24 protein-coding genes and 1 tRNA gene are annotated in these 25,913 nt (G+C 72.3%); 16 read left to right on the forward strand and 9 right to left on the reverse strand.

All coding sequences use genetic code 11. The annotated features are described in order from the left end of the window. Positions 1-55: 55 nt before the first annotated feature. Positions 56-2,587, reverse strand: a complete 2,532-nt coding sequence (locus D1J63_RS21980) for an ABC transporter permease (protein ID WP_125631037.1) — start codon at positions 2,585-2,587, stop codon at positions 56-58. Between the two features lie 71 nt (positions 2,588-2,658). Then, positions 2,659-3,429: an ABC transporter ATP-binding protein gene (locus D1J63_RS21985; protein WP_102927536.1), complete on the reverse strand. Its 771-nt coding sequence runs from the start codon at positions 3,427-3,429 to the stop codon at positions 2,659-2,661. A gap of 444 nt (positions 3,430-3,873) precedes the next feature. On the opposite strand from D1J63_RS21985, the gene D1J63_RS21995 reads away from it, so the two are divergent. The 3 genes from D1J63_RS21995 to D1J63_RS22005 all read left to right on the forward strand — a co-directional run bounded on the left by D1J63_RS21995 (position 3,874) and on the right by D1J63_RS22005 (position 6,396). Beyond that, positions 3,874-3,957, forward strand: a tRNA-Leu gene (locus D1J63_RS21995). Between the two features lie 168 nt (positions 3,958-4,125). After that, on the forward strand, positions 4,126-5,304 hold the full coding sequence (locus D1J63_RS22000) for a 4-hydroxybenzoate 3-monooxygenase (RefSeq protein ID WP_125631041.1): 1,179 nt from the start codon (positions 4,126-4,128) through the stop codon (positions 5,302-5,304). Between the two features lie 168 nt (positions 5,305-5,472). Beyond that, positions 5,473-6,396 (forward strand): Bax inhibitor-1/YccA family protein, encoded by a 924-nt coding sequence (locus tag D1J63_RS22005; protein ID WP_125631043.1) that lies wholly within the window; start codon positions 5,473-5,475, stop codon positions 6,394-6,396. Positions 6,397-6,478: 82 nt separating this feature from the next. Here D1J63_RS22005 and D1J63_RS22010 read toward each other — a convergent pair whose 3' ends face one another. Beyond that, positions 6,479-6,709, reverse strand: a complete 231-nt coding sequence (locus D1J63_RS22010) for a DUF4287 domain-containing protein (RefSeq protein ID WP_030189937.1) — start codon at positions 6,707-6,709, stop codon at positions 6,479-6,481. A gap of 103 nt (positions 6,710-6,812) precedes the next feature. Here D1J63_RS22010 and D1J63_RS22015 point away from each other — a divergent pair, with 103 nt between their 5' ends. Continuing rightward, positions 6,813-7,124 carry a hypothetical protein gene (locus D1J63_RS22015; RefSeq protein WP_176155051.1) on the forward strand — a complete coding sequence of 104 codons (312 nt, stop codon included), beginning with the start codon at positions 6,813-6,815 and terminating at the stop codon, positions 7,122-7,124. Between the two features lie 26 nt (positions 7,125-7,150). On the opposite strand, the gene D1J63_RS22020 is transcribed toward D1J63_RS22015, so the two are convergent. From D1J63_RS22020 to D1J63_RS22030, 3 genes are all read right to left on the reverse strand, one after another. Next, positions 7,151-7,960, reverse strand: coding sequence for a hypothetical protein (locus D1J63_RS22020; protein WP_125631045.1), 810 nt, complete (start codon positions 7,958-7,960; stop codon positions 7,151-7,153). Between the two features lie 307 nt (positions 7,961-8,267). Continuing rightward, positions 8,268-9,488 carry an acetyl-CoA C-acetyltransferase gene (locus D1J63_RS22025; RefSeq protein WP_102927542.1) on the reverse strand — a complete coding sequence of 407 codons (1,221 nt, stop codon included), beginning with the start codon at positions 9,486-9,488 and terminating at the stop codon, positions 8,268-8,270. A gap of 241 nt (positions 9,489-9,729) precedes the next feature. Then, complete coding sequence (locus D1J63_RS22030; protein WP_125631047.1) at positions 9,730-10,755, reverse strand: SGNH/GDSL hydrolase family protein; 1,026 nt, start codon at positions 10,753-10,755, stop codon at positions 9,730-9,732. 167 nt (positions 10,756-10,922) lie between these two features. Here D1J63_RS22030 and D1J63_RS22035 point away from each other — a divergent pair, with 167 nt between their 5' ends. Next, on the forward strand, positions 10,923-12,308 hold the full coding sequence (locus tag D1J63_RS22035) for a cystathionine beta-synthase (RefSeq protein ID WP_102930543.1): 1,386 nt from the start codon (positions 10,923-10,925) through the stop codon (positions 12,306-12,308). 403 nt (positions 12,309-12,711) lie between these two features. Here the strand turns inward: D1J63_RS22035 and D1J63_RS22040 are convergent, their stop codons facing one another. Then, positions 12,712-13,146 (reverse strand): hypothetical protein, encoded by a 435-nt coding sequence (locus D1J63_RS22040; RefSeq protein WP_164712920.1) that lies wholly within the window; start codon positions 13,144-13,146, stop codon positions 12,712-12,714. Between the two features lie 152 nt (positions 13,147-13,298). Between D1J63_RS22040 and D1J63_RS22045 the strand changes: the two genes are divergently transcribed. After that, positions 13,299-14,162, forward strand: coding sequence for a MurR/RpiR family transcriptional regulator (locus D1J63_RS22045; RefSeq protein WP_125631051.1), 864 nt, complete (start codon positions 13,299-13,301; stop codon positions 14,160-14,162). A 129-nt stretch (positions 14,163-14,291) separates the two neighbouring features. Then, a complete protein-coding gene (locus tag D1J63_RS22050) occupies positions 14,292-14,879 on the forward strand; it encodes a hypothetical protein (protein ID WP_125631053.1) in 588 nt (195 codons plus the stop codon). 144 nt (positions 14,880-15,023) lie between these two features. Here the strand turns inward: D1J63_RS22050 and D1J63_RS22055 are convergent, their stop codons facing one another. After that, a complete protein-coding gene (locus D1J63_RS22055; RefSeq protein WP_125635686.1) occupies positions 15,024-16,397 on the reverse strand; it encodes a diaminopimelate decarboxylase in 1,374 nt (457 codons plus the stop codon). Between the two features lie 178 nt (positions 16,398-16,575). Between D1J63_RS22055 and hutU the strand changes: the two genes are divergently transcribed. Genes hutU through D1J63_RS22080 form a run of 5 tightly spaced genes read left to right on the forward strand, consistent with a single transcriptional unit; the run spans position 16,576 to position 22,425 of the window. Beyond that, complete coding sequence (hutU, locus tag D1J63_RS22060; RefSeq protein ID WP_125631055.1) at positions 16,576-18,276, forward strand: urocanate hydratase; 1,701 nt, start codon at positions 16,576-16,578, stop codon at positions 18,274-18,276. Further along, entirely contained in the window at positions 18,273-19,490 is a 1,218-nt protein-coding gene (locus tag D1J63_RS22065; protein ID WP_125631057.1) for an allantoate amidohydrolase, read from the forward strand. Before hutU ends, D1J63_RS22065 begins: the two co-directional genes overlap by 4 nt. After that, positions 19,487-20,836 carry a formimidoylglutamate deiminase gene (locus tag D1J63_RS22070; RefSeq protein WP_125631059.1) on the forward strand — a complete coding sequence of 450 codons (1,350 nt, stop codon included), beginning with the start codon at positions 19,487-19,489 and terminating at the stop codon, positions 20,834-20,836. The genes D1J63_RS22065 and D1J63_RS22070 overlap by 4 nt, the downstream gene beginning before the upstream one ends. Positions 20,837-20,877: 41 nt before the next feature. Beyond that, entirely contained in the window at positions 20,878-22,053 is a 1,176-nt protein-coding gene (gene hutI, locus D1J63_RS22075) for an imidazolonepropionase (protein WP_125631061.1), read from the forward strand. Positions 22,054-22,092: 39 nt separating this feature from the next. Further along, entirely contained in the window at positions 22,093-22,425 is a 333-nt protein-coding gene (locus D1J63_RS22080) for a hypothetical protein (RefSeq protein WP_102930215.1), read from the forward strand. 84 nt (positions 22,426-22,509) lie between these two features. Here D1J63_RS22080 and D1J63_RS22085 read toward each other — a convergent pair whose 3' ends face one another. Beyond that, positions 22,510-23,436 (reverse strand): RNA polymerase sigma factor SigF, encoded by a 927-nt coding sequence (locus D1J63_RS22085; RefSeq protein ID WP_164712921.1) that lies wholly within the window; start codon positions 23,434-23,436, stop codon positions 22,510-22,512. 240 nt (positions 23,437-23,676) lie between these two features. Between D1J63_RS22085 and D1J63_RS22090 the strand changes: the two genes are divergently transcribed. From D1J63_RS22090 to D1J63_RS22105, 4 genes are all read left to right on the forward strand, one after another. Beyond that, positions 23,677-24,054 (forward strand): STAS domain-containing protein, encoded by a 378-nt coding sequence (locus D1J63_RS22090; protein WP_061444345.1) that lies wholly within the window; start codon positions 23,677-23,679, stop codon positions 24,052-24,054. Positions 24,055-24,254: 200 nt separating this feature from the next. Then, positions 24,255-24,812, forward strand: coding sequence for an ATP-binding protein (locus D1J63_RS22095; RefSeq protein WP_102930214.1), 558 nt, complete (start codon positions 24,255-24,257; stop codon positions 24,810-24,812). A gap of 173 nt (positions 24,813-24,985) precedes the next feature. After that, on the forward strand, positions 24,986-25,192 hold the full coding sequence (locus tag D1J63_RS22100) for a DUF397 domain-containing protein (RefSeq protein ID WP_125631063.1): 207 nt from the start codon (positions 24,986-24,988) through the stop codon (positions 25,190-25,192). Then, a complete protein-coding gene (locus tag D1J63_RS22105; RefSeq protein WP_241235591.1) occupies positions 25,189-25,836 on the forward strand; it encodes a DUF1963 domain-containing protein in 648 nt (215 codons plus the stop codon). Before D1J63_RS22100 ends, D1J63_RS22105 begins: the two co-directional genes overlap by 4 nt. Positions 25,837-25,913: the final 77 nt, after the last annotated feature.

Raw genomic sequence — 25,913 nt, forward strand, 5'->3', positions numbered from 1 at the left:
AGGGCCGGGCCCCATGCGGTGGCCCGGCCCTTCGGTGTGTCGCCTCGCGGCGAGGTCACTCGGCCTTGATCGCGTTCAGCATGTTCAGCCGGGCGGCGTTGCGGGCCGGCCACATGGCGGCCAGGACGCCCACCAGACCGGCCAGCACGACGAAGATCCCGATCCGGTCCCAGGGCAGGACCAGCGCGTACCCCGGGATCTCCTCGGCGACGGTCTCGCCGATCGCCCAGCCGAGGAAGGTGCCGAGACCGATGCCGACCACCGCGCCGAACACCGAGATGACGACGGCCTCCAGCCGCACCATGCGCTTCACCCGGCGCCGGTCCAGGCCGATCGCGCGCAGCATGCCGATCTCCTGCTGCCGTTCGAAGACGGACATCGCGAGGGTGTTGACGACGCCGAGGACCGCGATGATCAGGGCCATCGCCAGCAGCCCGTACATGACGTTCAGCAGGGTGTTGATGGCGCCGCCGAACTCGTCGCGGATGTCCTGCCGGTCCATCACGGTGATCGCGGGGTTGTCGCCGAGCGCGTCGATGAGGACCTTCTCGTTCGCCGCGGACTGGCCGCCGTCGACCTTGACGAAGATCTGCCGGATGGAAGGCTTCGCCTCGTGGCGGTCCACGACCTCGCGGTCGACGAGGACGGGGGAGAGGAACTCGCTGTCCTTGTAGACGGCGCCGACCGTCAGCGTGGCCTTCCGGTCGTCGTCGAAGGTGACGGGGACGGTGTCGCCGGTCTTCCAGCCCCTGCTCTCGGCCGTCTTCTCGGCGACCGCGATCCGGCCCTGGGCGAGCGAGCCCGCGTCGCCGCTGACGACGTCGACGGTCAGCACCTTCTCGATGTCGCCCGGGGTGACGGCGGAGGCCGACACGTATGCGCCGTCGACCCGGAAGTAGGCGTCCTGCTGGGGTGAGACCGCGGACACGCCGTCGGCCTTCTCCAGCGCCGTCAGCGCGGACCGGTCGAGGTCGCCCCCGTTGGCCATCGAGACCATGTAGTCGGCCTTGATGTTGTCCGTGGTCATCTTGTCGATGGCGGTGCCGACCGTGACGCCGAGCACCGACAGCCCGGTCACCAGCGTCAGTCCGATCGCCAGCGCCGAGGCGGTGGCGCCGGTACGGCGCGGGTTGCGGACCGCGTTCTGCCCGGCCAGCTTGCCCGCCACCCCGAAGGGCCCGACGAGCAGCGGACGCACCAGTGCGATCACGGGCCGGGACAGCAGCGGAATCAGGACGATCACGCCGATCAGCGCGAAGAACGCGCCCGCGCCGATGTACATCCGGCCGTCGTCGCCGCCGGCTGAGGCACCCGCCACGATCCCCACCGCGCCGAGGGCGGTGACGGCCGCTCCGATGGAGTTGCGCACCACCAGCGACTTGGTGGTGGCCACCGCGTGGACGCTGTTCATGGCCGCCACCGGCGGGATCTTCGCGGCCCGGCGGCCGGGCAGCCAGGCGGCGAACACCGTGATCAGCACGCCCACCGCGAACGCCGCGACCACCGGCGTGGCGGACAGGACCAGCGGACCGGCCGGCATCTTCATGTCGAACGCGGACATGCCGGAGCGCAGTCCGACGGCCAGACCGACACCGAGGGCGAAGCCGACGGCCGAGGCCACCAGGCCCACCAGCGCGGCCTCGGCGAGCACCGAGCGGGTGATCTGCCGGCGGGACGCGCCGACGGCGCGCATCAGGGCGATCTCCTTGGTGCGCTGCGCGACCAGCATCGTGAAGGTGTTGGAGATCAGGAAGATCCCGACGAACAGCGCGATGCCGGCGAAGCCGAGCAGGACCTGCTTGAGGTTGCCCATGCCCTGTTCGATCTGGTCGGCCTGCTCGTCCGCGAGCGCCTGGCCGGTCTTGGCCTCGGCGCTCTCCGGCAGCAGCGGCTCGACCGCCTTCAGGATCCGCGCGTCGTCGGCGCCGGGGGCGGCGGCGACGGTGGCGCTCTCGAAGTAGCCGGGCCGGAGGTACTGCTTCTGCGCGACGGCGTTGTCGAAGAGGACGAGGCTGCCGCCCGCGTTGACGGCGCCGTCCTCGGTGGTGAAGACACCGCTGAGGGTGTACTCCTTCACCGGGCCGTTGGTCGCGACGCGCACCCGGTCGCCGACCTCGTACTCGCCCTTGGCGGCGGAGTCCTCGTCCAGGGCGATCTGGTCGTCCCGCACCGGGCCGGAGCCGTCGGTGAACGTGTAGGCGGCGTCCTTGCCGTCCTTGCCGGGGGCGAAGTTGGAGCCCTTGTTGGACCAGCCGACGCCGATCAGCTTCCCGTCGGGGTCGGCGACCCCGGCGAAGCCCTCGACGCGGCCGTACACCCCGGCGACGCCGTCCACGGCGGAGATCCGGTCGAGGACCTCGCCGGAGAGACCGTACTCCTCCTCGGAGTTGTCCGAGTCGGCGTACGAGGTGACGGCGACGGCGACGTCCTGGTAGCTCTTCGCCGACTGGTTGCGGAAGGCGTTGGAGAGGGTGTCGGCGAAGACCAGGGTGCCCGACACGAACGCCACGCCGAGCATCACGGCGAGCACGGTCATCAACAGCCTGGCCTTGTGCGCGAAGACGTTGCGCAAGGCGGTACGGAACATGGGGGTCTTCTCTGTCCAGACGTACGGGGTACGGGGGCGGGGGCGGACGGACGGGTGGCCGGCGGGGCGTGTCAGCTGGTGCGGCCCTTGGCGTCGAACCGCTTCATGCGGTCGAGCACCGAGTCGGCCGTCGGCCCGTACAACTCGTCGACGATGCGTCCGTCGGCGAGGAAGACCACCCGGTCCGCGTAGGCGGCGGCCACCGGGTCGTGGGTCACCATCACCACGGTCTGGCCCAGTTCCCGCACCGAGTTGCGCAGGAAGCCCAGGACCTCGGCGCCGGAACGGGAGTCGAGGTTGCCGGTCGGCTCGTCGCCGAAGATGATCTCCGGCCGGGAGGCCAGCGCCCGCGCCACGGCGACCCGCTGCTGCTGCCCGCCGGACAGCTGGGAGGGCCGGTGTCCCAGGCGCCCGGACAGCCCGACCATCTGGATCACCGAGTCGAGCCACTGCTTGTCGGGCTTGCGGCCCGCGATGTCCATCGGAAGGGTGATGTTCTCCAGCGCGGTCAGCGTCGGCAGCAGGTTGAACGCCTGGAAGATGAAGCCGATCTTGTCCCGGCGCAACTTGGTGAGCTGCTTGTCCTTGAGCGAGCCCAGCTCGGTCTCGCCGATGCGCACCGAGCCGGACGAGAAGGTGTCCAGGCCCGCGACGCAGTGCATCAGCGTGGACTTGCCGGAGCCGGAGGGGCCCATGATCGCGGTGAGCTCGGCCTGCCGGAAGTCGATGGAGACCCGGTCCAGGGCGACCACCTGGGTCTCGCCCTGGCCGTAGATCTTGGAAAGCTCCGTGGCGCGTGCGGCCACGGCGGTGGACCGGTCGGCGATGGGTGCGGTGGTCACGGGAAGGGCGCTCCTGTCGGTACGGCGTGCGGGGCCGGCATGCGCGTGCGGTCCGCACGACGTCTGCGGGCGGCACGGTGTGTGCTCGGGGACGCCATCCATCGTCCTTGCCGTGCGGCGCCGTGGAGTCAGCCGCTGTTCCGGTTTACGGGGGCGACTCCGGTCGGACGGCGCCGGTCCGTGTCATACCTGCGGATGACGGGCGACCCCGACGGCGGGGCGAGCGAGAACGGGGCGGGCGCCCTTGTCGAGACGGTGAAATCCCGTCATTCCGCATACATGGCGGAGCCCGGCACGCAAGGCTGTTGGCATGTGCTGACGGCCTGCCCCGGCATCTGATGCTCCCTCAGGCGCCAATAAAATAAGACAACATCGGTTCGCCCGCCCGAGGCCGGGAGGCGCGTCCCGATAGGCTCAAGGCACGCGACGCGGAGCCCATGGCCTGCCCGGATGGTGGAATGCAGACACGGCGAGCTTAAACCTCGCTGCCCCTTCGAGGGCGTGCCGGTTCAAGTCCGGCTCCGGGCACAACCGCCGTCATGGCGCTGTGTGCAGAGCGTCACCCCCCTTCTCGCACCCCCGGAACCGTTGACAGCGGCATGCGGGCGACCGGAAACTCATTCCCATCTGGTGAAGGAAATTTCACCAGGCGAACAACAGGGAAAAGGCAACGACGCCGATCGAAGGGAACGACCGATGCGCACCACCGTCGGCATCATCGGGGCAGGCCCCGCCGGGCTGCTGCTCGCCCGGCTGCTGCACAACGCCGGGATCGACTCGGTCGTCCTGGAGAGCCGCGACCGCGCCTACGTCGAGCGCAGGCAGCGCGCCGGGATCCTGGAGCAGGGCACGGTGGACGTCCTGCGCGAGGCCGGGGCCGGGGAGCGGATGGACCGCGAGGGGCTGCGCCACGACGGCATCGAGCTGCGGTTCGACCGGCGCCGTCACCGCGTCGACTTCCCCAAGCTCACCGGCGGCAGGTCCGTGATGGTCTACGCCCAGACCGAGGTCTGCAAGGACCTCATCGCCCTCCAGATCGAGGACGGCGGGCCGCTGCTGTTCGAGACCGAGGCGCTGGCCGTGGAGGGCGCCGAGACGGACCGGCCGCGCGTCCGCTTCCGCCACGGCGGCGCGGAGGGCGCCGAGGACGTGCTGGAGTGCGACTACGTCGTCGGCTGCGACGGCTTCTGGGGAGTGGCCCGGGCGGCCGTGCCGGACGGGCGCACCTTCGGGCGGACGTACCCCTTCGGCTGGCTCGGCATCCTCGCCGACGTCGCCCCCTCGCACGACGAGCTGGTCTACGCCCGCCACGACCGGGGCTTCGCCCTGCTGTCCATGCGCTCCCCGTCCGTCTCCCGCCTCTACCTCCAGGTCCCCGCGGACACGGACGCCGACAGCTGGAGCGACGAGCAGATCTGGGACGAGCTGGAGCGCCGCTTCGAGACCGACGACGACTGGACCCTGCGACGCGGCCCCATCACCCAGAAGTCGGTCACCCCGATGCGCTCCTATGTCCACGAGCCCATGCGGCACGGCCGCCTCTTCCTGGCCGGCGACGCCGCGCACATCGTGCCGCCCACCGGCGCCAAGGGCCTCAACCTCGCAGTCGGCGACGTGGTCACCCTCGCGCGGGCGCTGGCCCACCGCGCCGCGACCGGCTCCGACGACCTGCTCGACGCCTACTCCGCGACCTGCCTGCGCCGCGTCTGGCAGGCCGAGCGCTTCTCGTACGACATGACGACCCTGCTGCACACCGCCCCGGACGCCACCCCCTTCGAGGACCGGCTCCAGCTGGCCCGCCTCGACCGGATCACCTCCTCCCGCGCCGCCGAGACCGACCTCGCCGAGGCCTACACCGGCTTCCCGATCGGGTGAGCGCCGCCGGGCGGCCCGCGCGACCCCGGCCGTGAGGGGAATCACTGATCGGCGTAGCGTGTTGAGCCGCAAGGCGAGGGAAAGATCCTCCCCAAGCAGTAGGGTCATTCCTTTGCCGTTCTATTACTCTTGAGCCAAGGCTGCGCCGTGTGGCCATGGAGGAGTGAAATGAGGAGCAGAAACCCGGTCTTCTCGCGACGGGGGTTCAGCCGCGACAACGGCTACGCGGGCTTCAACGCCGCGCCGCAGGCCGGGGGACCCGCCGTCGCCACGCAGGCCAACCCGTACGCGCAGGGCGCCCAGGGCAACCCGTACGCCCAGCCGCCCGCCGGCAACCCGTACGCGCAGAACCCGTACGCCCAGCCTGACCAGCAGTTCGGCGCGGGGCCGCAGGCGCCCGCCACCACCGGCCGGATGACGATGGACGACGTCGTCGTCCGTACGGCGAGCACGCTCGGCGTGCTCGTGGTGACGGCCGCGCTCGCGTGGGCGCTGCTGCCGGTGGACGACGCCAACATCGGCCGCTCGTACGGCATCGGTATCGGTGCCGCCCTGATCGGCATGGTCCTGGCGCTCGTCCAGTCCTTCAAGCGCAAGCCCACGCCGGCGCTGATCCTGTCCTACGCGGCGTTCGAGGGTGTCTTCCTCGGCGTCGTCTCCAGCGTCGTCGACAACCGCATCGCGGACGGCGCGGCCATGCAGGCCGTGATCGGCACGATGGCGGTCTTCGCCGGTGTGCTGGTCGCCTACAAGGCGGGCTGGATCCGCGTCAACCGCCGCTTCTACGGCTTCGTGATGGCGGCCGCGCTCGGCTTCGTCCTCCTGATGATGGTGAACCTGCTGTTCGCCGTCTTCGGCGGCGGTGACGGCCTCGGCTTCCGCAGCGGTGCGCTCGGTGTCGTCTTCGGCGTCATCGGTGTCATCCTCGGCGCCTGCTTCCTCGCCCTCGACTTCAAGCAGGTCGAGGACGGGCTCGCCTACGGCGCCCCGCGCGAGGAGGCCTGGTTCGCCGCCTTCGGCCTCACGCTGACGCTGGTCTGGATCTACCTGGAGTTCCTGCGTCTCATCGCGATCCTGAACAGCAACGACTAGCAGCGCCCCGTAGCACCACGCGGGTGAAGGGCCCCGGGCTTCGTGCCCGGGGCCCTTCGTCGTGGGCTCGGCGCCCGCCCGTTCACAGCAGCTTGCGCGCGGCCCTTCTCAGGTCGTACTCGTGGACGATCGCCTTCGCGTGGCCGTACGCGAGGTTGTGTTCGTGGCGGAGCCAGCTGACCTTCTCCTCGAAGCGGAAGAGGGCGGGGCCGTCCTCGACGGCGCGCAGCCAGTCGGAGATCTCACGGCCGGTGCACTGGGGGATACGGGCGAGCAGATTGCGATGGGTCTCCTCGGAGAAGACTTGGGACATCGGCGCCTCCGGGCGAAAGGGGATGTAAGCCGGTCCTTCAGGTCACCGTGCCCGAGCGTTCGCCCGTTGGCAACAGTCCCGGACGGCCGCGTACGCTCGCGCCGTGGTTGATACGACGCCTTTGACCCGTGCCGTGGACGACTTCGCCGACCGGCTGCGGGCCGCCCCGCAGAGCAGGCTGCAGCGCGGCGCGGCCGCCGAGGCGCTGGAGCTGGCCAGGGAGTTGGCCCGGCGCGCCCAGCTCGCGGAGGAGCCCGGGGCCGAGCCCCGTGAGATGCCGGACGCGGGCATGTTCGCCGCCGCCGACCAGATCGCCGTCGCCGCACACGACTTGGCCCTCGTACTGAACGACGAGGGCCAGGTGGAAGAAGCGGCGGCGCTGGTGGAGGAGGCCCGCAAGCGGGCCGGGGTGTGACGCGGCCGGGATGACCGCGAGGGCGCCTACAGGGACGCGATGACGCGGTCCGCCAGGATGTACACGTTCTCCTCGCCGCAGGCGAAGGTCAGCGTGTAGGCGCCGGAGATCCCGGAGCCGCCCAGGAGGTACGGCGTCTGGCCCGCGCCCAGGGCCGCGGCCAGGCGCTCCGCGGTCTCCCGGTGGCCCGGGGTCATGCACAGGGTGGTGCCGTCGGCGAAGACGTACACGTCGAGGGTGCCCAGCGGGCCCGGGCGGACGTCCGCCAGCGCGACGCTCGACTCGGCCAGCTCCTCCAGGGTCGCCACGGTGCGGTCGTGGTCGTTCACGGCCGGGGACGGGTTCGGCACGAAGTCCGGGTGCGAGGGGTGCCGGCGGCGGGCGGCGGCCAGCTCGGCGGACTCCCTGGGGCCCGTGTGGCCCGTGTCCCGGTCGGCCGGCTCGTCGGTGTCCGCGGCCGGCTCGACCACCGGCTCCAGGCCCACGAGGTCGGCCTGGCGGGGCAGGAACAGCTCACTGTCGGACAGGCCGAGCAGCAGGGGCGCGTCGGAGACGTCCCGGGTCTCCTGGGCGGCCCAGAAGGCCCGCGCCTCGGCGAGCTCGCGCTCACGCTCCTCGGCGAGCGCCTCCGCCACGGCGGCGCGTATCTCCTCGGCGTCGGCGGTGGTGCGGGCGGCGGGCACCCGGGCCCGCGCGGCGGTGGCCCGGCTCTCGGCCAGCTCGGCGCGCAAGGCGGTCACCTGGCGGCGCAGCATCAGGATGCTGCGCAGGACGGCGACGCCCACGGCGCCGGTGGCGGCCGTGGTGAGCAGCAGGGCGATCGGCATGGCGCTCACTGACGTACTCCCGGTTCAAAGTCGACCCCCGACTTCCTACATCAGCTTGAAGGGAGGACTAATCGTCTGTCAGTGCGTAACGTCACGAAACGGACAGGACTTTGGGCCCGGAAGGTGGGGGTGGTGCTGTTCTGACCTGCGTAAATCAAGGGTACGGGAGAGGTAGGTCACATCCTGGGGGAGTTTGGGTCACAAAACGGCCCAGAACCCTGCGGTCGGCAGGGCTCCGGGCCGGTCCGTCACACTGGGTCCACCGGGTGCTACTGACGGTCCATCAGCGGCACTCGGCGGCGGCCCCCGACGGGGGTCAGCTCAGGCGCTCGATGACCATGGCCATGCCCTGGCCGCCGCCGACGCACATGGTCTCCAGGCCGAACTGCTTGTCGTGCGTCTGGAGGGAGTTGATCAGCGTGCCGGTGATACGGGCGCCGGTCATGCCGAAGGGGTGGCCGACGGCGATGGCGCCGCCGTTGACGTTGAGCTTCTCCAGCGGGATGCCGAGGTCACGGTAGGAGGGGATGACCTGCGCGGCGAACGCCTCGTTGATCTCGACCAGGTCGATGTCGCCGATGCCCAGCCCGGCGCGGGACAGCGCCTGCTTGCTCGCCTCGACCGGACCGAGGCCCATGATCTCGGGGGAGAGGCCGGAGACGCCGGTGGAGACGATGCGGGCGAGCGGGGTCAGGCCCAGCTCGCGGGCCTTGGTGTCACTCATGATCACCAGGGCGGCGGCGCCGTCGTTGAGCGGGCAGCAGTTGCCGGCGGTGACCAGGCCGTCGGGGCGGAAGACCGGCTTGAGGCCCGCCACGCCCTCCAGGGTGACGCCGGCGCGCGGGCCGTCGTCCTTGCTGACGACCGTGCCGTCGGGCAGCGTGACCGGGGTGATCTCGCGCTCCCAGAAGCCGTTCTTGATGGCTTCCTCGGCGAGGTTCTGGGACCGGACGCCGAACTCGTCCATCTCCTGCCGGGTGATGCCCTTGGCGCGGGCGAGGTTCTCGGCGGTCTGGCCCATCGCGATGTACGGGTCGGGGACGAGGCCGTCCTCGCGCGGGTCGTGCCAGGTGGTGCCCTCCTGCTGGGCGACCTCGGCGGTACGGGCCTCGGCCTCGGCGAAGAGCGGGTTGTGGGTGTCCGGCAGGCTGTCGGAGTTGCCCTTGGCGAACCGGGAGACCATCTCGACACCGGCCGAGATGAAGACGTCGCCCTCGCCGGCCTTGATGGCGTGCAGGGCCATGCGCGAGGTCTGCAGGGACGAGGAGCAGTACCGGGTGATCGTGCAGCCCGGCAGGTGGTCCATGCCCATCTCGACGGCGACGATCCGGCCGAGGTTGTTGCCCTGCTCGCCGCCGGGCAGACCGCAGCCGAGCATCAGGTCGTCGATGTCCCGCGGGTCCAGCTCGGGGACCTTCGCGAGGGCCGCCTGGATGATCGTGGCGGCCAGGTCGTCGGGGCGCAGATCCTTCAGGGAGCCCTTGAAGGCGCGGCCGATGGGGGAACGGGCGGCAGAGACGATCACGGCTTCGGGCATCACGGCTCCAGTGGCGAGGCGAAGTAATCGGGCGGCTGCTGGGGAAGTTACCCGGCCGTATGGCCCGGGTCACGGCTATGGCCGTGTGACATGGACCGCAAATGTCTAAGCGCTTGCTTGGCGCTCCTCCCAGCTGCGGGCAGTCGTGCCTCCCCCAGTGCCTGAACGGCCTGGGAGGTACCCCCAGGGCGGCACGGGTGGGCGCAGCGGCACCGGTCAGCGCCGTGAGCGCCCCCAGCTACTACCCCGGCTGTCCCGACGGTGCCGGCTCTGCCTCCGAGACCCTCCGCCGCCGTCGGCGCTTGAGCAGCGCCCAAGGCCCCCGAGGCCCCGTGGGCATGGCGGCAGCGACCTCCGTGCCAGCCTCGGACGCCGCCTCCGCCGCCGCCCGGGCCACCGGCAGGAAGCCCTCGCGGCGCAGCGCGTCCGGGTGCTCCTCCTCGGCCGGCCACAGGCCGAGCGCGGCGCACACCGACGGCAGGACCGCCATCGCCGCCGTGGCGTACCCCTCCGCGGAGGGGTGGTAGTAGTCCGGCCCGAACAGCTCCCGGGGATTCTCCGCGAACTCCGGGCCCAGCAGGTCGCCCAGCGACACCGTGCGCCCGCCCTGCTCGACGACGCCGATGGTCTGCGCCGCCGCCAGCTGCCGAGAGGCCCGCCGGGCCAGCCAGCGCAGCGGTTGCCGCACCCGCTCGATCGTGCCCAGGTCCGGACAGGTGCCGACCACCACCTCCGCGCCGGCCGTGCGCAGCCGCCGTACCGCCGCGGACAGGTGCCGTACCGAGCGGGTCGCCGGCATCCGGTGGGTGACGTCGTTGGCGCCGATCATGATCACGCAGATGTCGGGCACCCGGTCCGGATCCGCGAGCGCCAACGTCACCTGCCGGTCGAGGTCGTCGGAACACGCCCCCGGCAGCGCGACCGACCCGAGCCGCACCGGCCGCTCCGCCACCGCCGCGAGCCCCGACGCCAGCAGTGCGCCCGGCGTCTGACCGGCCCGGTGGACGCCCTGCCCGGCGGCCGTGGAGTCGCCCAGCATCAGCAGCCGCAGCGGTGGCTCACCGGCCGTGGGCAGGGTGCCGCCGTACAGTCCCTGCGCGTTCGGCACCCGGGCCGGGGTGCCCACGCCCACCCGGCGTCTGGCGAGCTGCACCTCGGCCACCACCAGGCCGACCGCCGCCGCTCCCGCCAGCCCGATGCCACCGCCGCCGTACGCGGCGCCGGCCGCGATCCGGCGGGCCACCCTCGCCCTCGACATGCTCGTCATACGTAGCCGCCACCTCCCGAAACCCGTACACCCACTCCTTGCCCCGTACGGACGGTCGCCCAATCTCAACGCAGGGTGAACGACCGTGACGGGGCATGCTCGGGTCGGCAGGCCATAGGCTGGCCGGACCGATATCGACCTTTCATTTGCGGCATCCGGAGACCACGGTGCAATTCCACGACTCGATGATCAGCCTCGTCGGCAACACCCCGCTGGTGCGGCTCAACAGCGTGACCAAGGGGATCAGGGCGACCGTCCTGGCCAAGGTGGAGTACTTCAACCCGGGCGGTTCGGTGAAGGACCGCATCGCCCTGCGCATGATCGAGGCCGCGGAGAAGAGCGGAGAGCTGCGGCCGGGCGGCACGATCGTCGAGCCGACCAGCGGCAACACGGGCGTCGGCCTCGCCATCGTGGCCCAGCAGAAGGGCTACAAGTGCATCTTCGTCTGCCCCGACAAGGTGTCCACCGACAAGATCAACGTGCTGCGCGCGTACGGCGCCGAGGTCGTCGTCTGCCCGACCGCGGTCGACCCCGAGCACCCCGACTCGTACTACAACGTCTCCGACCGGCTGGTCCGTGAGACGCCGGGCGCCTGGAAGCCGGACCAGTACTCCAACCCGAACAACCCGCTCTCCCACTACCACTCCACGGGCCCCGAGCTGTGGGAGCAGACCGAGGGGAAGATCACCCACTTCGTGGCCGGCGTCGGCACCGGCGGCACCATCTCCGGCACCGGCCGGTACCTGAAGGACGCCAGCGACGGCGCGGTGAAGGTGATCGGCGCCGACCCCGAGGGCTCCGTGTACTCCGGCGGCTCCGGGCGTCCGTACCTGGTCGAGGGTGTCGGTGAGGACTTCTGGCCGACGGCGTACGACCGCGAGGTCGCGGACGAGATCGTCGCCGTCTCGGACAAGGACTCCTTCCAGATGACCCGCCGCCTCGCCAAGGAGGAGGGCCTGCTGGTGGGCGGCTCCTGCGGCATGGCGGTCGTCGCGGCCCTGGAGGTGGCGGCGCGCCTCGGCGAGGACGACGTGGTGGTCGTCCTGCTGCCGGACAGCGGACGCGGCTACCTCAGCAAGATCTTCAACGACGAGTGGATGGCCGACTACGGCTTCCTGGAGGACGCCGGTCCCAGCGCCCGCGTCGCCGAGGTCCTGAACCACAAGGAGGGCGGTCACATCCCCTCCCTCGTCCACATGCACCCGGACGAGACCGTCGGCGAGGCAATCGAGGTGCTGCGCGAGTACGGCGTCTCGCAGATGCCGATCGTCAAGCCCGGCGCCGGTCACCCGGACGTGATGGCCGCCGAGGTCGTCGGCTCGGTGGTGGAGCGCGAGCTGCTTGACGCGCTGTTCGCCAAGCGCGCCTCGCTGGAGGACCCGCTGGAGAAGCACATGTCCGCCCCGCTGCCCCAGGTCGGCTCGGGCGAGCCGGTGGCGGACCTGATGTCGGTGCTCGGCGGCGCCGACGCGGCCATCGTCCTGGTCGAGGGCAAGCCGACCGGGGTGGTGAGCCGGCAGGACCTGCTGTCCTTCCTCGCCAAGGGCAAGTAGTACCGGTCGCCGGGCCGTTGACCTCCGCGGTCTTCGCGGAAGTGGTACGCGCACGTCACGTGCGCGCAGCAGTCGCTTAACACGGGACCGGCACAGTAGGGGGTGTCGGCAGGGAAGGCGGGGCAGCGCCCAGGCGTTCAGCACTGGGGGAGGCCTCCCGGACCCGCCGATGCCGAACGGCGTCATGGACCTTCCGGAGCGGCTCCCGGACCTCCAAGGACGCCACGGACGCGCCGCCCGGACGTGAGATCCGGCACCGTGCGCGTCCCCCGCGGGGACCGCCGTCGTCCCGCCCCCCAGCGATGGGGGTGCGGCGGTCCCCGCGCAGTCTCTCCTCGGGGCCCGGCCCCAGGGCTCGGCCCAGGCCCCGGTCCGAGGGCTCGGCCCAGGCCGGTCCCGGGACTCAGTCCTCCCAGGCGTCGTCCCGGCCGGTGCGGTGGCGGCGTCCGAACAGGCCCGGGTTGGTGCGGGCGACCTGGACGACGTTGACCCCGACGATGCCCGCCCAGGCGACCAGCATCCCGGGCAGGTGCGCCACACCGCCGCCGATCGCGGACAGCGGGATCGCCAGCACCAGCGAGACGATGCCGAAACCGAAGCGCTCGCCGAAGGTGTCCGTGGGCCTCGGCGACCGGCCGTCCCGGGCCGCCGTCATCTGCTGCTCGGCGAGCTGCCGGCGCACCCGGCGGTCCACGACCGAGTCGATGCGCTGGTCCACCTTCTCCAGGAACGAGTCGACCAGCGCGGACTCGTACTCCTCACCGAGCTCCCTGCGGGTGCGCAGGGTGGCGTCGAGATCCTTCTTGAGGTCGGCGTCGCGTGCGTCCATTCCCGTCATGAAACCGACGGTAGCCAGCCGGGACGGCTTCGGCACTGGGGACAACCCCCGACTTCGGCGGGGGCCGGCCGGTACGGGTCGGCGGTGCCGCGCCACCCCGCTGTATAACGGTATGCAGAAGTCGGGGCGCGTGAATAGGTCGAGGGGGCCACATGACGAACGGGACCGGCGGGACCAGCGGGGCCGACGGGCCGGCCGCGCGGCTGCAGGCGCTGTTCGAGGGGCACCGGCTGACGCCGACCCAGCGGCGCATCGCGCACAGCATGGTGCGCCGGGCATCCGACGTGCCCTTCCTGTCGAGTGTGGAGCTGGCCGAGCTGGCGGGGGTCAGCCAGCCGTCCGTGACCCGTTTCGCCGTCGCCCTCGGCTTCGACGGCTACCCGGCGCTGCGCCGCCATCTGCGCGAGGTCGCCCCCGCGGAACCGGTCACGGACACCGGTGCCGTCAACGAGTACCAGCAGGCCGTGGCGGCCGAGATCGAGAACCTGCGGCACCTCGCGGAGGTGCTGGCCGACCCGGGGCCGGTGCGGGAGGCGGGGCGGCTGCTCGCCGGGAGCAGGCCCCTGCCGGTGCTCGGGCTGCGGGCCGCCGCCGCCCAGGCGCACGGCTTCGCCTACTTCGCCGCCAAGGTCCATCCGGACGTCCGCCTCCTCGGCGAGGGCGGCACGATGCTCCACGACCGCATCGACGCCGCCGTCCGGGCCGGCGCGGGCACCCTGCTCTGCTTCGCCCTGCCCCGGCACCCGCGCGAGGTGGTCGAGGCGCTCGTCCACGCCAAGGAGGCCGGGCTCACGGTGGTGACCGTCGCCGACTCCGCGTTCGCGCCGGTCGCCAAGGTGTCCGACCTGCTGCTCCCCGCCGCCGTCGGCACCGGCCTCGCCTTCGACACCGCCTGCGCGCCGATGCTGCTCGGCCGGGTGCTCCTCGAGGCGATGTGCGACGACCTGCCGGACGCGCAGGCCCGGCTGGAGGAGTTCGACGCCAAGGCCGCCGCGCGGGGGCTGTTCGTGGACTGAGCCCTCGGGCCGGGTGACCCGTACGGCGGACGGGTTCTCAGATTCGTCTCAGCTTGCCCCGTTACAGTGCGGCGCCTGACACACCCTTCAGACGCAACGCACAGGCAGGAACGGGACAGGAGGCAGGACGTGGCGCGCGGAGGACAGGTGGGGCTGGCTCGGGTCGCCGTCGTCGTACGGGCGGGCGCCGCACCACTGTGGTGGCTGGGCGTTTTCGCGGCCGGTATCGGGGTGCTGGTGCCGGGACTCACCGGACGCCGGATCGGGGTGATGGCCGGGGCCGCGCTCTTCATCGTCGCCACGGCCGTCGTGGCGTGGGTCCGCCGACGGCGCTACACCGCCCTGGCCGGTTCGGCCGCCCGCGCGGGCAAGCACGACGTGCTCCAGGACCGCGGGGTCACCGTGCGCAACTGGCGCCGGGGGCACCGCTGGTGGCTGCTCCTCGCCTTCCTCGCCGCGCTGGGCAGCGCCTTCGCCGTCCCCGCCGCGGGCGGGCTGCTGCTGGCCGGCTGCGGGGCAGGGCTGTGGCTCAAGTCCGCCTGGATCGGCCGCCGCGAGCAGTCCCGGGACGCCCTGCTCTGGGTCCGCGTGGACTGGCTCGCCGGCAACGCCGGCCGCCCCGCGGGCAAGGCCGTCAAGGGCTACCGCAGCACGGGCATCGCGGCGGGCGACGCGGCACCGGGCGGCGCGAGGCGGAAGACGGCGGCGATGGTCTGACCGATCAAGGCGGTCGCGGCGGCGGCCGGGGTGTCGACCGCCGCCGTGTCCGCCGGGGCGCGACCCGCCCCGGCCAGGGTGCGGCGCTGCGACGTGGTGCGGCTCCGCCGCGTGGGCGCGACCGGTCACGACGGACCGTGGGGTCTACGAACGGCCGGAACCCCCACGGCGCACGGCGACGGTCAGCGCGTCGGCGTAGGCCCCACCCGCCTCGGCCACGATCTCCTCGACCCGCTGAGCCTCCCGCACGGTGGCGAAGGAGACGCTCCCGCCCTCGTCGGAGACGAACCCGTACACCGCGGGCCGCGCCAGCGAGTTGTACGCGTAGTGGTGCGCGAAGTAGTACGCCCCCGTGTCCAGCGCCGCCGCGTAGTCCCCCTGTTCGAGCAGCGGCATCGCGCGGCCCACGGCCAGCAGGTCGCCCGCGAAGCATGCCGGACCGGCCACGTCCTGCACCACGTCGGGCCCCGTCTTCGGCAGCCCCTTGCCGTCGTACGCGGCGATCCGCAGCGGCCACGACCCCGGCGCGTACACCGTCCGCGTCGCGACCTGCACGCCCGCGTGCGTCACCGCGACCGGCCGCCCACCGGCGCTCTTGGCGTACTCCACCCGCGCCATGACCGTGCCGTGCTTGGCCAGCAGCGACCGCCCGAACTCGGTGACCAGCCCGTACCGCCCGTCGAACAGCCCCGGCACCGTCTCGCTCAGCACGCGCGCGTACTCGGCGTACGTCGGTGTCGTCTCCTCCGAGGCGAAGTTCACCGGGAGACCGCCGCCGATGTCGAGCGTGTCGACCTGGCTGCGGCCCGCCCGCTCGTTGATCTCCTCGGCGAGCGCGTACGTCTGACGCACCCCCTCGGCCATCAGGGCCAGCGGAATGCCCTGGGACCCGGTGTGCGCGTGCAGCCGGGTCAGCCACGGGCGGTCCAGGTACGCCCGCACCACCCACTCGCGCGCCCCCTCGTCACGCAGGGCCACCCCGAACTTCGAGGTCGCCGTCGCCGTCGACAGCGCCTCGATGGAGCCGCCGCCGACCTGCGGATTCACCCGGATGCCGAGCGGGGAGGCGCTGGTCCCCCCGGTCACCAGGGCGTCGAGGCGCTCCAGCTCCTGCGGGTTGTCCGCGTTGACGGCGATGCCCAGCGACAGGGCCTCGCGCAGCTCGTCCGGCGTCTTGGCGGGCGAGTCCAGCACCGTCCGCCCGGCCGGCACCCCGGCCGCCCGGGCCAGGGCCAGCTCGCCCGGGCTCGCGACCTCGGCGCCGATACCCGCCTCGTGCAGCAACCGCAGCACCGGGACCAGCGGGGACGCCTTCACCGCGAAGGCGTGCAGCACGGGCGTCCCCGGTGCCGTCACCGCCTCGAACGCCGACCGCAGGGCCGCGGCCGACTCCCGTATGCCGGTGACGTCCAGCAGACCGACGATCGGTGTACCGGGCCCCAGCAGCCCCTGCTCCACGGCCGCCCGGACCGCCCGGTCCCGCCGCGCCGCCCGCTCCGCGCCGGTGTCGCCGCTCATGCCCGTGCCCTCGCTCACGCCAGCCTCCATACCGTCGCTGCCTGCCATGACACGTCCCTCCCCACCCTCGCACGCGCGCCGCGCGGGGCACGACCCTGTTGACTAGTTCTATTCACGAGGCGAGGATATGAATAGCCGTAGCAACATTCGCCGGGAGCAAGCCACCAGGAGGCAGACCATGTCCGGACCTCGTCCTGTCCGAGCGCCACGCGGTACCGAGCCGAGCGCCTTGGGCTGGCAGCAGGAGGCCGCCCTGCGGATGCTGCAGAACAATCTCGACCCCGAGGTCGCCGAGCACCCCGACAAGCTCGTCGTCTACGGCGGCACCGGGAAGGCGGCCCGTGACTGGCGCTCCTTCGACGCCATGGTCCGCACCCTGAAGACCCTCAAGCAGGACGAGACGATGCTCGTCCAGTCCGGCCGTCCGGTCGGCGTCATGCAGACCCACGAGTGGGCCCCGCGCGTGCTCATCGCCAACTCCAACCTGGTCGGCGACTGGGCCAACTGGGAGGAGTTCCGCCGCCTGGAGGCCCTCGGCCTGACCATGTACGGGCAGATGACGGCCGGCTCCTGGATCTACATCGGCACCCAGGGCATCCTCCAGGGCACCTACGAGACCTTCGCCGCCGTCGCCGCCAAGAAGTTCGGCGGCACGCTGGCGGGGACCATCACCCTCACCGCCGGCCTCGGCGGCATGGGCGGCGCCCAGCCGCTCGCCGTCACGATGAACGACGGCGTCGCCATCTGCATCGACTGCGACCCGCGCGCCATCGACCGCCGCATCGAGCATCGCTACCTCGACGTCAGGGCCGATTCCCTCGACCACGCCCTCCAGCTGGCCACCGAGGCCCGGGACCGGCGCAAGCCGCTGTCCGTCGGTGTCCTCGGCAACGCCGCCGAACTGGTCCCGCAGCTGCTCGCCATGGGCGCCCCGATCGACATCGTCACCGACCAGACCTCGGCCCACGACCCGCTGGCCTACCTGCCCACCGGCATCGCCTTCGAGGACATGGCCGACGCCGCCGCCAAGGACCCGGCGGGCTTCACCACCCGGGCCCGCGAGTCCATGGCCCGGCACGTCGAGGCCATGGTCGGCTTCCAGGACGCGGGCGCCGAGGTCTTCGACTACGGCAACTCCATCCGCGGCGAGGCCCAGCTCGCCGGGTACGACCGGGCGTTCGCCTTCCCCGGCTTCGTACCGGCGTACATCCGCCCGCTGTTCTGCGAGGGCAAGGGCCCCTTCCGCTGGGCCGCCCTGTCCGGCGACCCCGCCGACATCGCCAAGACCGACAAGGCGATCCTCGACCTCTTCCCGGAGAACGAGTCCCTGGCCCGCTGGATCAAGATGGCCGGCGAGCGGGTGCACTTCCAGGGCCTGCCCGCCCGGATCTGCTGGCTCGGCTACGGCGAGCGCGACAGGGCCGGCGAGCGGTTCAACGACATGGTCGCGAGCGGCGAGCTGGCCGCCCCGATCGTCATCGGCCGCGACCACCTCGACTGCGGCTCCGTCGCCTCCCCGTACCGCGAGACCGAGGCCATGCTCGACGGCTCCGACGCCATCGCCGACTGGCCGCTGCTCAACGCCATGGTCAACGTGGCCTCCGGCGCCTCCTGGGTCTCCCTCCACCACGGCGGCGGCGTCGGCATGGGCCGCTCCATCCACGCCGGCCAGGTCACCGTCGCCGACGGCACCCCGCTCGCCGGGGAGAAGATCCGCCGGGTCCTCACCAACGACCCCGGCATGGGCGTCATCCGGCACGTCGACGCCGGGTACGACATCGCCGAGTCCGTCGCCTCGGAGCGGGGCGTGCGGGTGCCGATGCGCGAGGGCGACGAGGCCGCCGCGGACGGCGCGACGCGCGAGGGTGACGGCGCGTGAGCTTCCACAGCATGTGGGCGGAGCTGCTGCCGGTCGGCCGCAGCTCCGCCTCCGGCGGCTACCGCCGCTACGCCTGGACCGGCGCCGACGCCGACTGCCGGGCCTGGTTCCAGGAGCAGGCCGAGGCGCGCGGCCTCGCCTTCGAGACCGACCGCAACGGCAACCAGTGGGCCTGGCTCGGCGACCCGGCCGCCGGGAACGCCGTCGTCACCGGGTCCCACCTGGACTCCGTGCCCGACGGCGGCGCCTTCGACGGCCCCCTCGGCGTGGTCTCCGCCTTCGCCGCCCTGGACGAACTGCGCGAGAAGGGAGCGCGGTTCACCAGGCCGCTCGGCATCGTCAACTTCGGCGACGAGGAGGGCGCCCGCTTCGGCCTCGCCTGCGTCGGCTCCCGCCTCACCGCCGGCGCGCTCACCGTCGAGCAGGCGCACCGCCTCACCGACGGCGACGGCGTCACCCTCCCGCGGGCCATGGAGGCCGCCGGGTACGACCCGGGCACCCTCGGCCCCGACCCCGAACGGCTCGCCCGCATCGGCGCCTTCGTCGAACTCCACGTCGAGCAGGGCCGCGCCCTCGACCTGTCCGGCGACCGCATCGGCATCGCCTCCGCCATCTGGCCGCACGGACGCTGGCGGTTCGACTTCCGCGGCGAGGCCAACCACGCCGGCACCACGCGCCTCGCCGACCGGCACGACCCGATGCTGTCGTATGCCGAGACCGTCCTCGCCGCCCGCCGCGAGGCCGAACTCGCCGGTGCCGTCGCCACCTTCGGCAAGATCGGCGTCGAACCCAACGGCGTCAACGCCATCCCCTCCCTGGTCCGCGGCTGGCTCGACTCCCGCGCCGCCGACCAGACGAGCCTGGACACCGTGGTCACCGGCATCGAGAAGACAGCCCGCGAGTACGCCGCCGCCCACGGCGTGGACCTCGACGTCGTGCGCGAGTCCTTCACGCCCGTCGTCGAGTTCGACCACGCCCTGCGCGACGAACTCGCCCGCATCCTGGGCACCCGTGCGGAACTGAAGGTCCCCGTCCTCGGCACCGGCGCCGGACACGACGCCGGAATCCTCTCCGACCGCATCCCGACCGCCATGCTGTTCGTACGCAACCCCACCGGCGTCTCGCACTCCCCGGCCGAGTACGCCGCCGAGGACGACTGCGTGGCCGGGGTGAGCGCACTCGCCGACGTACTGGAAGGGCTGGCCTGCACGTGACCTCCACCGAGCGCACCCGCACGTACTGGCTGGAGCACGCCTGGCTCGGCACCCACGTCGAGCCGGGCGTCGCCGTGGACGTCCAGGGCGGCCGCATCGCCGCCGTCCACCAGGGCGTCCACACCCCGCTGCCCGGCGCCGAGATCCTGCGCGGACTGACCCTGCCGGGACTGGCCAACGCCCACTCGCACGCCTTCCACCGCGCTCTTCGCGGCACCGTCCAGGTCGGCTCCGGCACCTTCTGGACCTGGCGCGAGGTCATGTACTCGGTGGCCGACCGGCTGACCCCGGACACCTACCACGCCCTCGCCCGCGCCGTGTACGCCGAGATGGCGCTGGCCGGAATCACCACCGTCGGCGAGTTCCACTACGTGCACCACGCGCCCGGGGGCGCCCCCTACGCCGACCCCAACGCGATGGGCGAGGCGCTGATCGAGGCGGCCGCCGAAGCCGGTGTCCGCATCACCCTCCTCGACACCTGCTACCTGTCCTCCGGCTTCGGCGAACCCCCCAACACCCACCAGCAGCGCTTCTCCGACGGCACGGCGGAGTCCTGGGCCGAACGCTGTTCAGTTCTCAAGGAACGGGATCACGCACGGATCGGGGCCGCGATCCACTCCGTACGGGCCGTGCCCGCGGACCAGTTGACGACCGTGGCGCGGTGGGCCGAGGAGCGGCGGGCCCCGCTGCATGTGCACCTGTCCGAGCAGACCGCCGAGAACGACGCCTGCCGGCAGGCCCACGGCTGCACGCCCACCCGGCTCCTCGCCGACCACGGCGTGCTCGGACCCCGCACCACCGGCGTCCACAACACCCACCTCACCGACGAGGACATCGCCCTGCTCGGCGGCAGCCGCACCGGCACCTGCATGTGCCCCACCACGGAACGGGACCTGGCCGACGGCATCGGCCCGGCGGCCGCGCTGCAGCAAGCGGGCTCCCCGCTCTCCCTCGGCTCCGACAGCCACGCCGTCGTCGACCTGCTGGAAGAGGCGCGCGCCATGGAACTGAACGAGCGTCTGCGCACCCGCGCCCGCGGCCACTGGACCGCCGCGGCCCTGCTGCGCGCCGCCACCGCCGACGGCCACGCCGCCCTCGGCTGGGACGACACCGGCCGCATCGAGGCCGGAGCCCGCGCCGACCTCGCGACCATCGCGCTGGACTCGGTCAGGACAGCGGGGCCACTGCCCAGGCTCGGCGCCGAGACAGCCGTATTCGCCGCGACGGCAGCGGACGTGCGGCACACGATCGTGGGCGGGCGGCACGTCGTACGCGACGGGGCGCACGCCCTGCTGCCGGACGTGCCGCAGGCCCTCGCGCGGGCCGTCGAAGCCCTGCACGCCTGACGACGACCAGCCCCCGCCCCCACGAGGACACCAGGGACCCCATGAGCAGCAGCACCGTCATCACCAACATCGCCGCACTCGTCACCAACGACCCCTCCCTCGGCGACCACTCCCCGCTCGGTCTGGTCCGGGACGCGGCCGTCGTCATCGAAGGCGACCGGGTCGCGTGGACCGGTGAATCAAGCAAAGCACCCGCCACTGACAACCGGGTCGACGCCGAGGGCCGGGCGGTCCTCCCCGGCTTCGTGGACTCCCACTCCCACCTCCTCTTCGCGGGCGACCGCACCGAGGAGTTCAACGCCCGCATGTCCGGCCGCCCCTACAGCGCGGGCGGCATCCGCACCACCGTCGCCGCCACCCGCGCCGCGAGCGACGCGGAACTGGAGGCGTCCCTCACCCGTTACCTCGCCGAGGCCCTGCGGCAGGGCACCACGACCTTCGAGACCAAGTCCGGTTACGGCCTGACCACCGCCGACGAGTCCCGCGCCCTGCGCGTCGCCGCCCGCCACACCGACGAGGTCACCTTCCTCGGCGCCCACATCGTCGCCCCCGAACTCGCCGACGACCCCGCCGCCTACGTCGACCTGGTCACCGGCGAGATGCTCGACGCCTGCGCGCCGCACGCCCGCTGGATCGACGTGTTCTGCGAGAAGGGTGCCTTCGACGGCGACCAGGCCCGCGCCGTCCTCACCGCGGGCCGGGCCAAGGGCCTGCACCCCCGCATCCACGCCAACCAGCTCTCCTACGGTCCCGGCGTCCAACTCGCCGTCGAACTCGACGCCGCCAGCGCCGACCACTGCACCCACCTCACCGACGCCGACGTGGACGCCCTCGCGAACAGCCGTACGGTCGCGACCCTGCTGCCCGGCGCCGAGTTCTCCACCCGCGCCCAGTGGCCGGACGCCCGGCGCCTGATCGACGCCGGCGCCACGGTCGCCCTCTCCACCGACTGCAACCCCGGCTCGTCCTTCACGTCCTCCGTGCCCTTCTGCATCGCGCTCGCGGTACGGGACATGGGGATGACGCCGGACGAGGCGGTCTGGTCGGCCACCGCGGGCGGCGCCGCGGCCCTGCGCCGCGAGGACGTCGGCCGCCTCGTCCCGGGGGCGTACGCCGACCTGACGCTGCTGGACGCCCCGAGCCACGTCCACCTGGCCTACCGGCCGGGGGTGCCGCTGGTCGCGGGGGTGTGGCGGCGGGGCGTACGTAAGGTGTGAGCGTACGAGCGTCGGTGGGAGTGGGGGGGGACGGGGCGGATGGCGAGGCACTGGCGGGCCTGGGGAGCGCCGTTCCTGGTGAACCTGCTGCTCGGCGTTCCGGCGGTGGTACCGATCTGGCTCGTCTGGTACCTGCTGGTGAACTGGCCGCTGGCCGAACTCGGTTGGACCATGCGCAACCCGACGGAGAACGACGGGATGGCGCTCTGGCTGGTGATCGTCGTCCCGGTGGTCGCGCTGTTCGGGCTGATCTGGTGGCTGGCCAACGAACCCCTGCGGCGCAGGACCGCCCTCGCCCCGCGCTCGTTCTGGCTGCTGTGCGTCCTGGTGCCGTTCCTGCCGACGGCCGTGCTGGTCGCCAACTCCGTGTGAAGGGCCACGGCAGCCCGAAGGGGAGCGGCCCGATTTCGGACCGCCCCCCTGGAGGGCAAGCGACACCCGGTCAGGGCCTGAGGATCACTCCTCGACCGTGAGCCCCTTGCGCAGCCGTACGAGGGTCCGCGACAGCAGACGTGAGACGTGCATCTGCGAGATGCCCAGTTCCTCGCCGATCTCCGACTGGGTCATGCCCGCGACGAAACGGAGGGAGAGGATCTTCCGGTCCCGCGAGGGCAGCTCGGCGATCAGCGGCTTCAGCGATTCGACGTACTCGATGCCCTCGAGCCCGTGGTCCTCGTAGCCGATGCGGTCGGCGAGCGCGCCCTCCGCGTCGTCCTCCTCCGGCTGGGCGTCCAGCGAGGAGGCGGTGTAGGCGTTGGACGCCGCCATGCCCTCGACGACCTCGTCCTTGGACAGGCCGAGGTGCTCGGCCAGCTCGGTCACCGTGGGGGCGCGGTCGAGGCGCTGGGCCAGCTCGTCGCCGGCCTTCGCCAGGTCGAGCCGCAGCTCCTGGAGGCGGCGCGGGACGCGCACGGACCACGAGGTGTCGCGGAAGAAGCGCTTGATCTCGCCGATGATGGTCGGCATCGCGAACGTGGGGAACTCCACACCGCGCGACAGCTCGAAGCGGTCGATCGCCTTGATCAGGCCGATGGTGCCGACCTGGATGATGTCCTCCATCGGCTCGCTGCGCGAGCGGAAGCGGGAGGCGGCGAACTTGACCAGCGCGAGGTTCAGCTCGACGAGCGTGTTGCGTACGTACGCGTACTCATGGGTGCCTTCCTCCAGCGACTCCAGCCGCTCGAAGAGGGTCTTGGACAGGGCCCTGGCGTCCGCCGGAGCGACCTCGTCGTAGGCGGGGATGTCCGGAAGCCCGGCGAGTGCGTCGTCGGGGTCGACGACGGCGTCGTGGTGCTCGATGGGATCCAGATGTTCCGGAGGGAGTGTCGACGTCGCTTGGTGGGTACGCGATCCGTCGAGCCGGGGTGACATGATGTCCTCCATCGTTCTCGGCATACGGCTGCCGAAGCCAAATACGTGCACTGCGGTGTGCGGCGCCTCCAAAGCCGGCCGTGTCGGTTTACGTGTCTTACTAGCCCTACCGGGTTTACCGAGCTGACCGCAAGTGTGTTCTGTGCGGGTATGTCCGTTTCTGTGCGGTTGTTCGGGTGTCGGAGTGCGGTGGGAGGGCGTAGTGTTCGAGGGCGTCAGCAAGCAGTCACGACCTCGGGAGAGAGAAACGGCATGGACCGCGGGACGGTCGGCCAGGCCCAGTCGGGCCGGCTTCTGGTCGAGGTACGGGAAGAGGGCCCCAGTGCCGTCGTGACCCCGGCGGGTGAGCTGGATCACCACACCGCCGATCTGTTGCGCGAGCCGCTGGAGGACTGTCTCGCCAAGGGATTCAACCGGCTCGTCGTGGACTGTTCACGGCTCGAGTTCTGCGACTCCACGGGGCTCAACGTCCTGCTGGGCGCGCGGCTGAAGGCCGAGGCGGCGGGGGGCGGAGTACACCTGGTGGCCATGCAGCCGGTGGTGGCCCGCGTGTTCGAGATCACGGGGGCCGAAGCGGTCTTCACCCTGCATGACACGCTTGCGGCCGCCCTGGCCGACGAGTCCGGCTGAGCCGGTCCTTGTCCGGCCGACGGAGGGGTGCGTGTGCTTCCCGGGGCGGGCGTTTCCGCCCCGCGCCGGGTTTCGTGGCGAATACAGGGGTGTTCGCACCGTCCGCTCGGGCAGGAGAGACCCTGAACCGGCTGTGTACGGCATTGCTGACGACGACGACTTTGAAACGTGAACTGGTGAATCGGTGAGGTGAAGCGCTGATGAGCACCACCCGGCCCTACTCGCCGGGCGACCGCGGTCCGGAGCCCAGCGGCGCTTCCGGGGCGTCCGCGCCCGCGCAGGTGCCTTCTTCGGGGACTCCCGGGGCGGCGTCCGTGCCCACGGCTGCCTCCGCTTCCGGGGGCGGCGGGCGGCAGGCCCGCAGGCTGAGCTTCGAGGACGCGAGCGGGGTCGTCCCGCTGGCCCGTGACTTCACCCGCGAGGCGCTGTACGCCTGGGGCTGGCTGCCCTCCGCCACCGCGGACCAGCGTGCCGCCGCGGAGGACGTCCTGCTCGTGGTCTCCGAGCTGGTCACCAACGCGTGTCTCCACGCGGAGGGCCCGGACGAGCTGTCGATCACCTGCGAGAAGAAGGTGATCCGGCTGGAGGTCTCCGACCGCGGTACGGGCCAGCCGGCGCCGCGGACCCCGCACCGCGCGGGGCGCCCCGGCGGACACGGCATGTTCATCGTGCAGCGCCTGTGCCTGGACTGGGGCGTCGTACGCACGCCGGGAGTCGCCGGCAAGCGGGTGTGGGCGGAGCTGGGCGCTCCGGCGTAAGGGGCTGCCGTCCCCGGGCCCCCGCCCCTCGACGTGCCCCGCCCCTCGACGCCCGAGGCTCGGTTGGCCAAGTACCGTGCCGTGCCGGAGCACATGGAGTCCCGCGCGCTCGACACCACCGCAGCGCGCGACTTCGTTCAGAACCTCCGGCGGGACATGTGAGAGAGGCCGGCATGAGCATCCACCAGTGGCGGAAATCCCCGTACGGCGGCGACGGTTCGAACCGCCTCGGGACAGCCACCACCCCGGCGAGGGTCCTCGTCCGGGATTCCAAGGACTCGAACGGGCCCCGCCTCGCCCCGCGTCCCGCCACGTGGACGCGCTCGGCCGCATGCACCGCCGCGGATGCCCACGGACGGAGCCGGGGTGCGCGACCGTGACGACCACCCTGATGACGTATGCCGGCCCGGTCGACGACCTGGCGCCGGTGACACGCACCGGCGGTGTGCCGCTGGTGCCGGCCGGGTTCACCTGGCCGCGGTGCGCGGAGTGCTCGGGACCGATGCAGTTCCTCGCGCAGCTGCTGGTGAACGTGCCCGGCGCCCAGGGGGCGGGGGCGGCTGCGGATGCCGAGCGCGTCCTGTCGGTCTTCATGTGCCAGAACGACCCCGGGCTGTGCGACGAGTGGGACCCGGTCGCGGGTGGCAACCGGGCGCTGTTGTTCCCGCGCGCCGGACTCACGCCCGCCCCGGTGCCGGCGGGAGACGAGACCCTGCTGGCAGAGACCTGCGGCATCGACTGCACGGCGCGGGACGCGGCTCCGTACGACGAGGCGCGCGGCAAGTGGTCGCAGGCGCACGGCCGCCCCTTGCGGGACGTCCTCGGCCAGCTGGGCGGTACTCCGTCGTGGGTGCAGCACGACGAGACGCCGGCCTGTCCGTCGTGCGCGCGGCCGATGAGCTTCGTGGCCCAGCTCGAGGAGGGACGCGACGACCGGACGGCGATGAACTTCGGCGGAGGCGGCTGCGGATACGCCTTCGCCTGCGCGCCGTGCGAGGAGGGCTCGTTCCTGTGGCAGTGCTGACCGGCCGCCGCTGATGGCAGTGCTGACCGGCCGCCGCTGAGAAGACGTCACTGCCCCGCCCCAACGCCCGGAGGGTC

Source organism: Streptomyces sp. KPB2, assembly GCF_003950055.1.
In the GTDB taxonomy this organism is placed as follows: Bacteria; Actinomycetota; Actinomycetes; order Streptomycetales; family Streptomycetaceae; genus Streptomyces; species Streptomyces salinarius.

What these genes read in the sequence shown, in the direction of transcription:
- D1J63_RS21980 (WP_125631037.1), bottom strand. Translation starts at nt 2,587, where the DNA reads ATGTTCCGTACCGCCTTGCGCAACGTCTTCGCGCACAAGGCCAGGCTG.
- D1J63_RS22000 (WP_125631041.1), top strand. Translation starts at nt 4,126, where the DNA reads ATGCGCACCACCGTCGGCATCATCGGGGCAGGCCCCGCCGGGCTGCTG.
- D1J63_RS22005 (WP_125631043.1), top strand. Translation starts at nt 5,473, where the DNA reads ATGAGGAGCAGAAACCCGGTCTTCTCGCGACGGGGGTTCAGCCGCGAC.
- D1J63_RS22010 (WP_030189937.1), bottom strand. Translation starts at nt 6,709, where the DNA reads ATGTCCCAAGTCTTCTCCGAGGAGACCCATCGCAATCTGCTCGCCCGT.
- D1J63_RS22025 (WP_102927542.1), bottom strand. Translation starts at nt 9,488, where the DNA reads ATGCCCGAAGCCGTGATCGTCTCTGCCGCCCGTTCCCCCATCGGCCGC.
- D1J63_RS22030 (WP_125631047.1), bottom strand. Translation starts at nt 10,755, where the DNA reads ATGACGAGCATGTCGAGGGCGAGGGTGGCCCGCCGGATCGCGGCCGGC.
- D1J63_RS22040 (WP_164712920.1), bottom strand. Translation starts at nt 13,146, where the DNA reads ATGACGGGAATGGACGCACGCGACGCCGACCTCAAGAAGGATCTCGAC.
- D1J63_RS22045 (WP_125631051.1), top strand. Translation starts at nt 13,299, where the DNA reads ATGACGAACGGGACCGGCGGGACCAGCGGGGCCGACGGGCCGGCCGCG.
- D1J63_RS22055 (WP_125635686.1), bottom strand. Translation starts at nt 16,397, where the DNA reads ATGAGCGGCGACACCGGCGCGGAGCGGGCGGCGCGGCGGGACCGGGCG.
- hutU (WP_125631055.1), top strand. Translation starts at nt 16,576, where the DNA reads ATGTCCGGACCTCGTCCTGTCCGAGCGCCACGCGGTACCGAGCCGAGC.
- hutI (WP_125631061.1), top strand. Translation starts at nt 20,878, where the DNA reads ATGAGCAGCAGCACCGTCATCACCAACATCGCCGCACTCGTCACCAAC.
- D1J63_RS22080 (WP_102930215.1), top strand. Translation starts at nt 22,093, where the DNA reads ATGGCGAGGCACTGGCGGGCCTGGGGAGCGCCGTTCCTGGTGAACCTG.
- D1J63_RS22085 (WP_164712921.1), bottom strand. Translation starts at nt 23,436, where the DNA reads ATGGAGGACATCATGTCACCCCGGCTCGACGGATCGCGTACCCACCAA.
- D1J63_RS22090 (WP_061444345.1), top strand. Translation starts at nt 23,677, where the DNA reads ATGGACCGCGGGACGGTCGGCCAGGCCCAGTCGGGCCGGCTTCTGGTC.
- D1J63_RS22095 (WP_102930214.1), top strand. Translation starts at nt 24,255, where the DNA reads ATGAGCACCACCCGGCCCTACTCGCCGGGCGACCGCGGTCCGGAGCCC.
- D1J63_RS22100 (WP_125631063.1), top strand. Translation starts at nt 24,986, where the DNA reads ATGAGCATCCACCAGTGGCGGAAATCCCCGTACGGCGGCGACGGTTCG.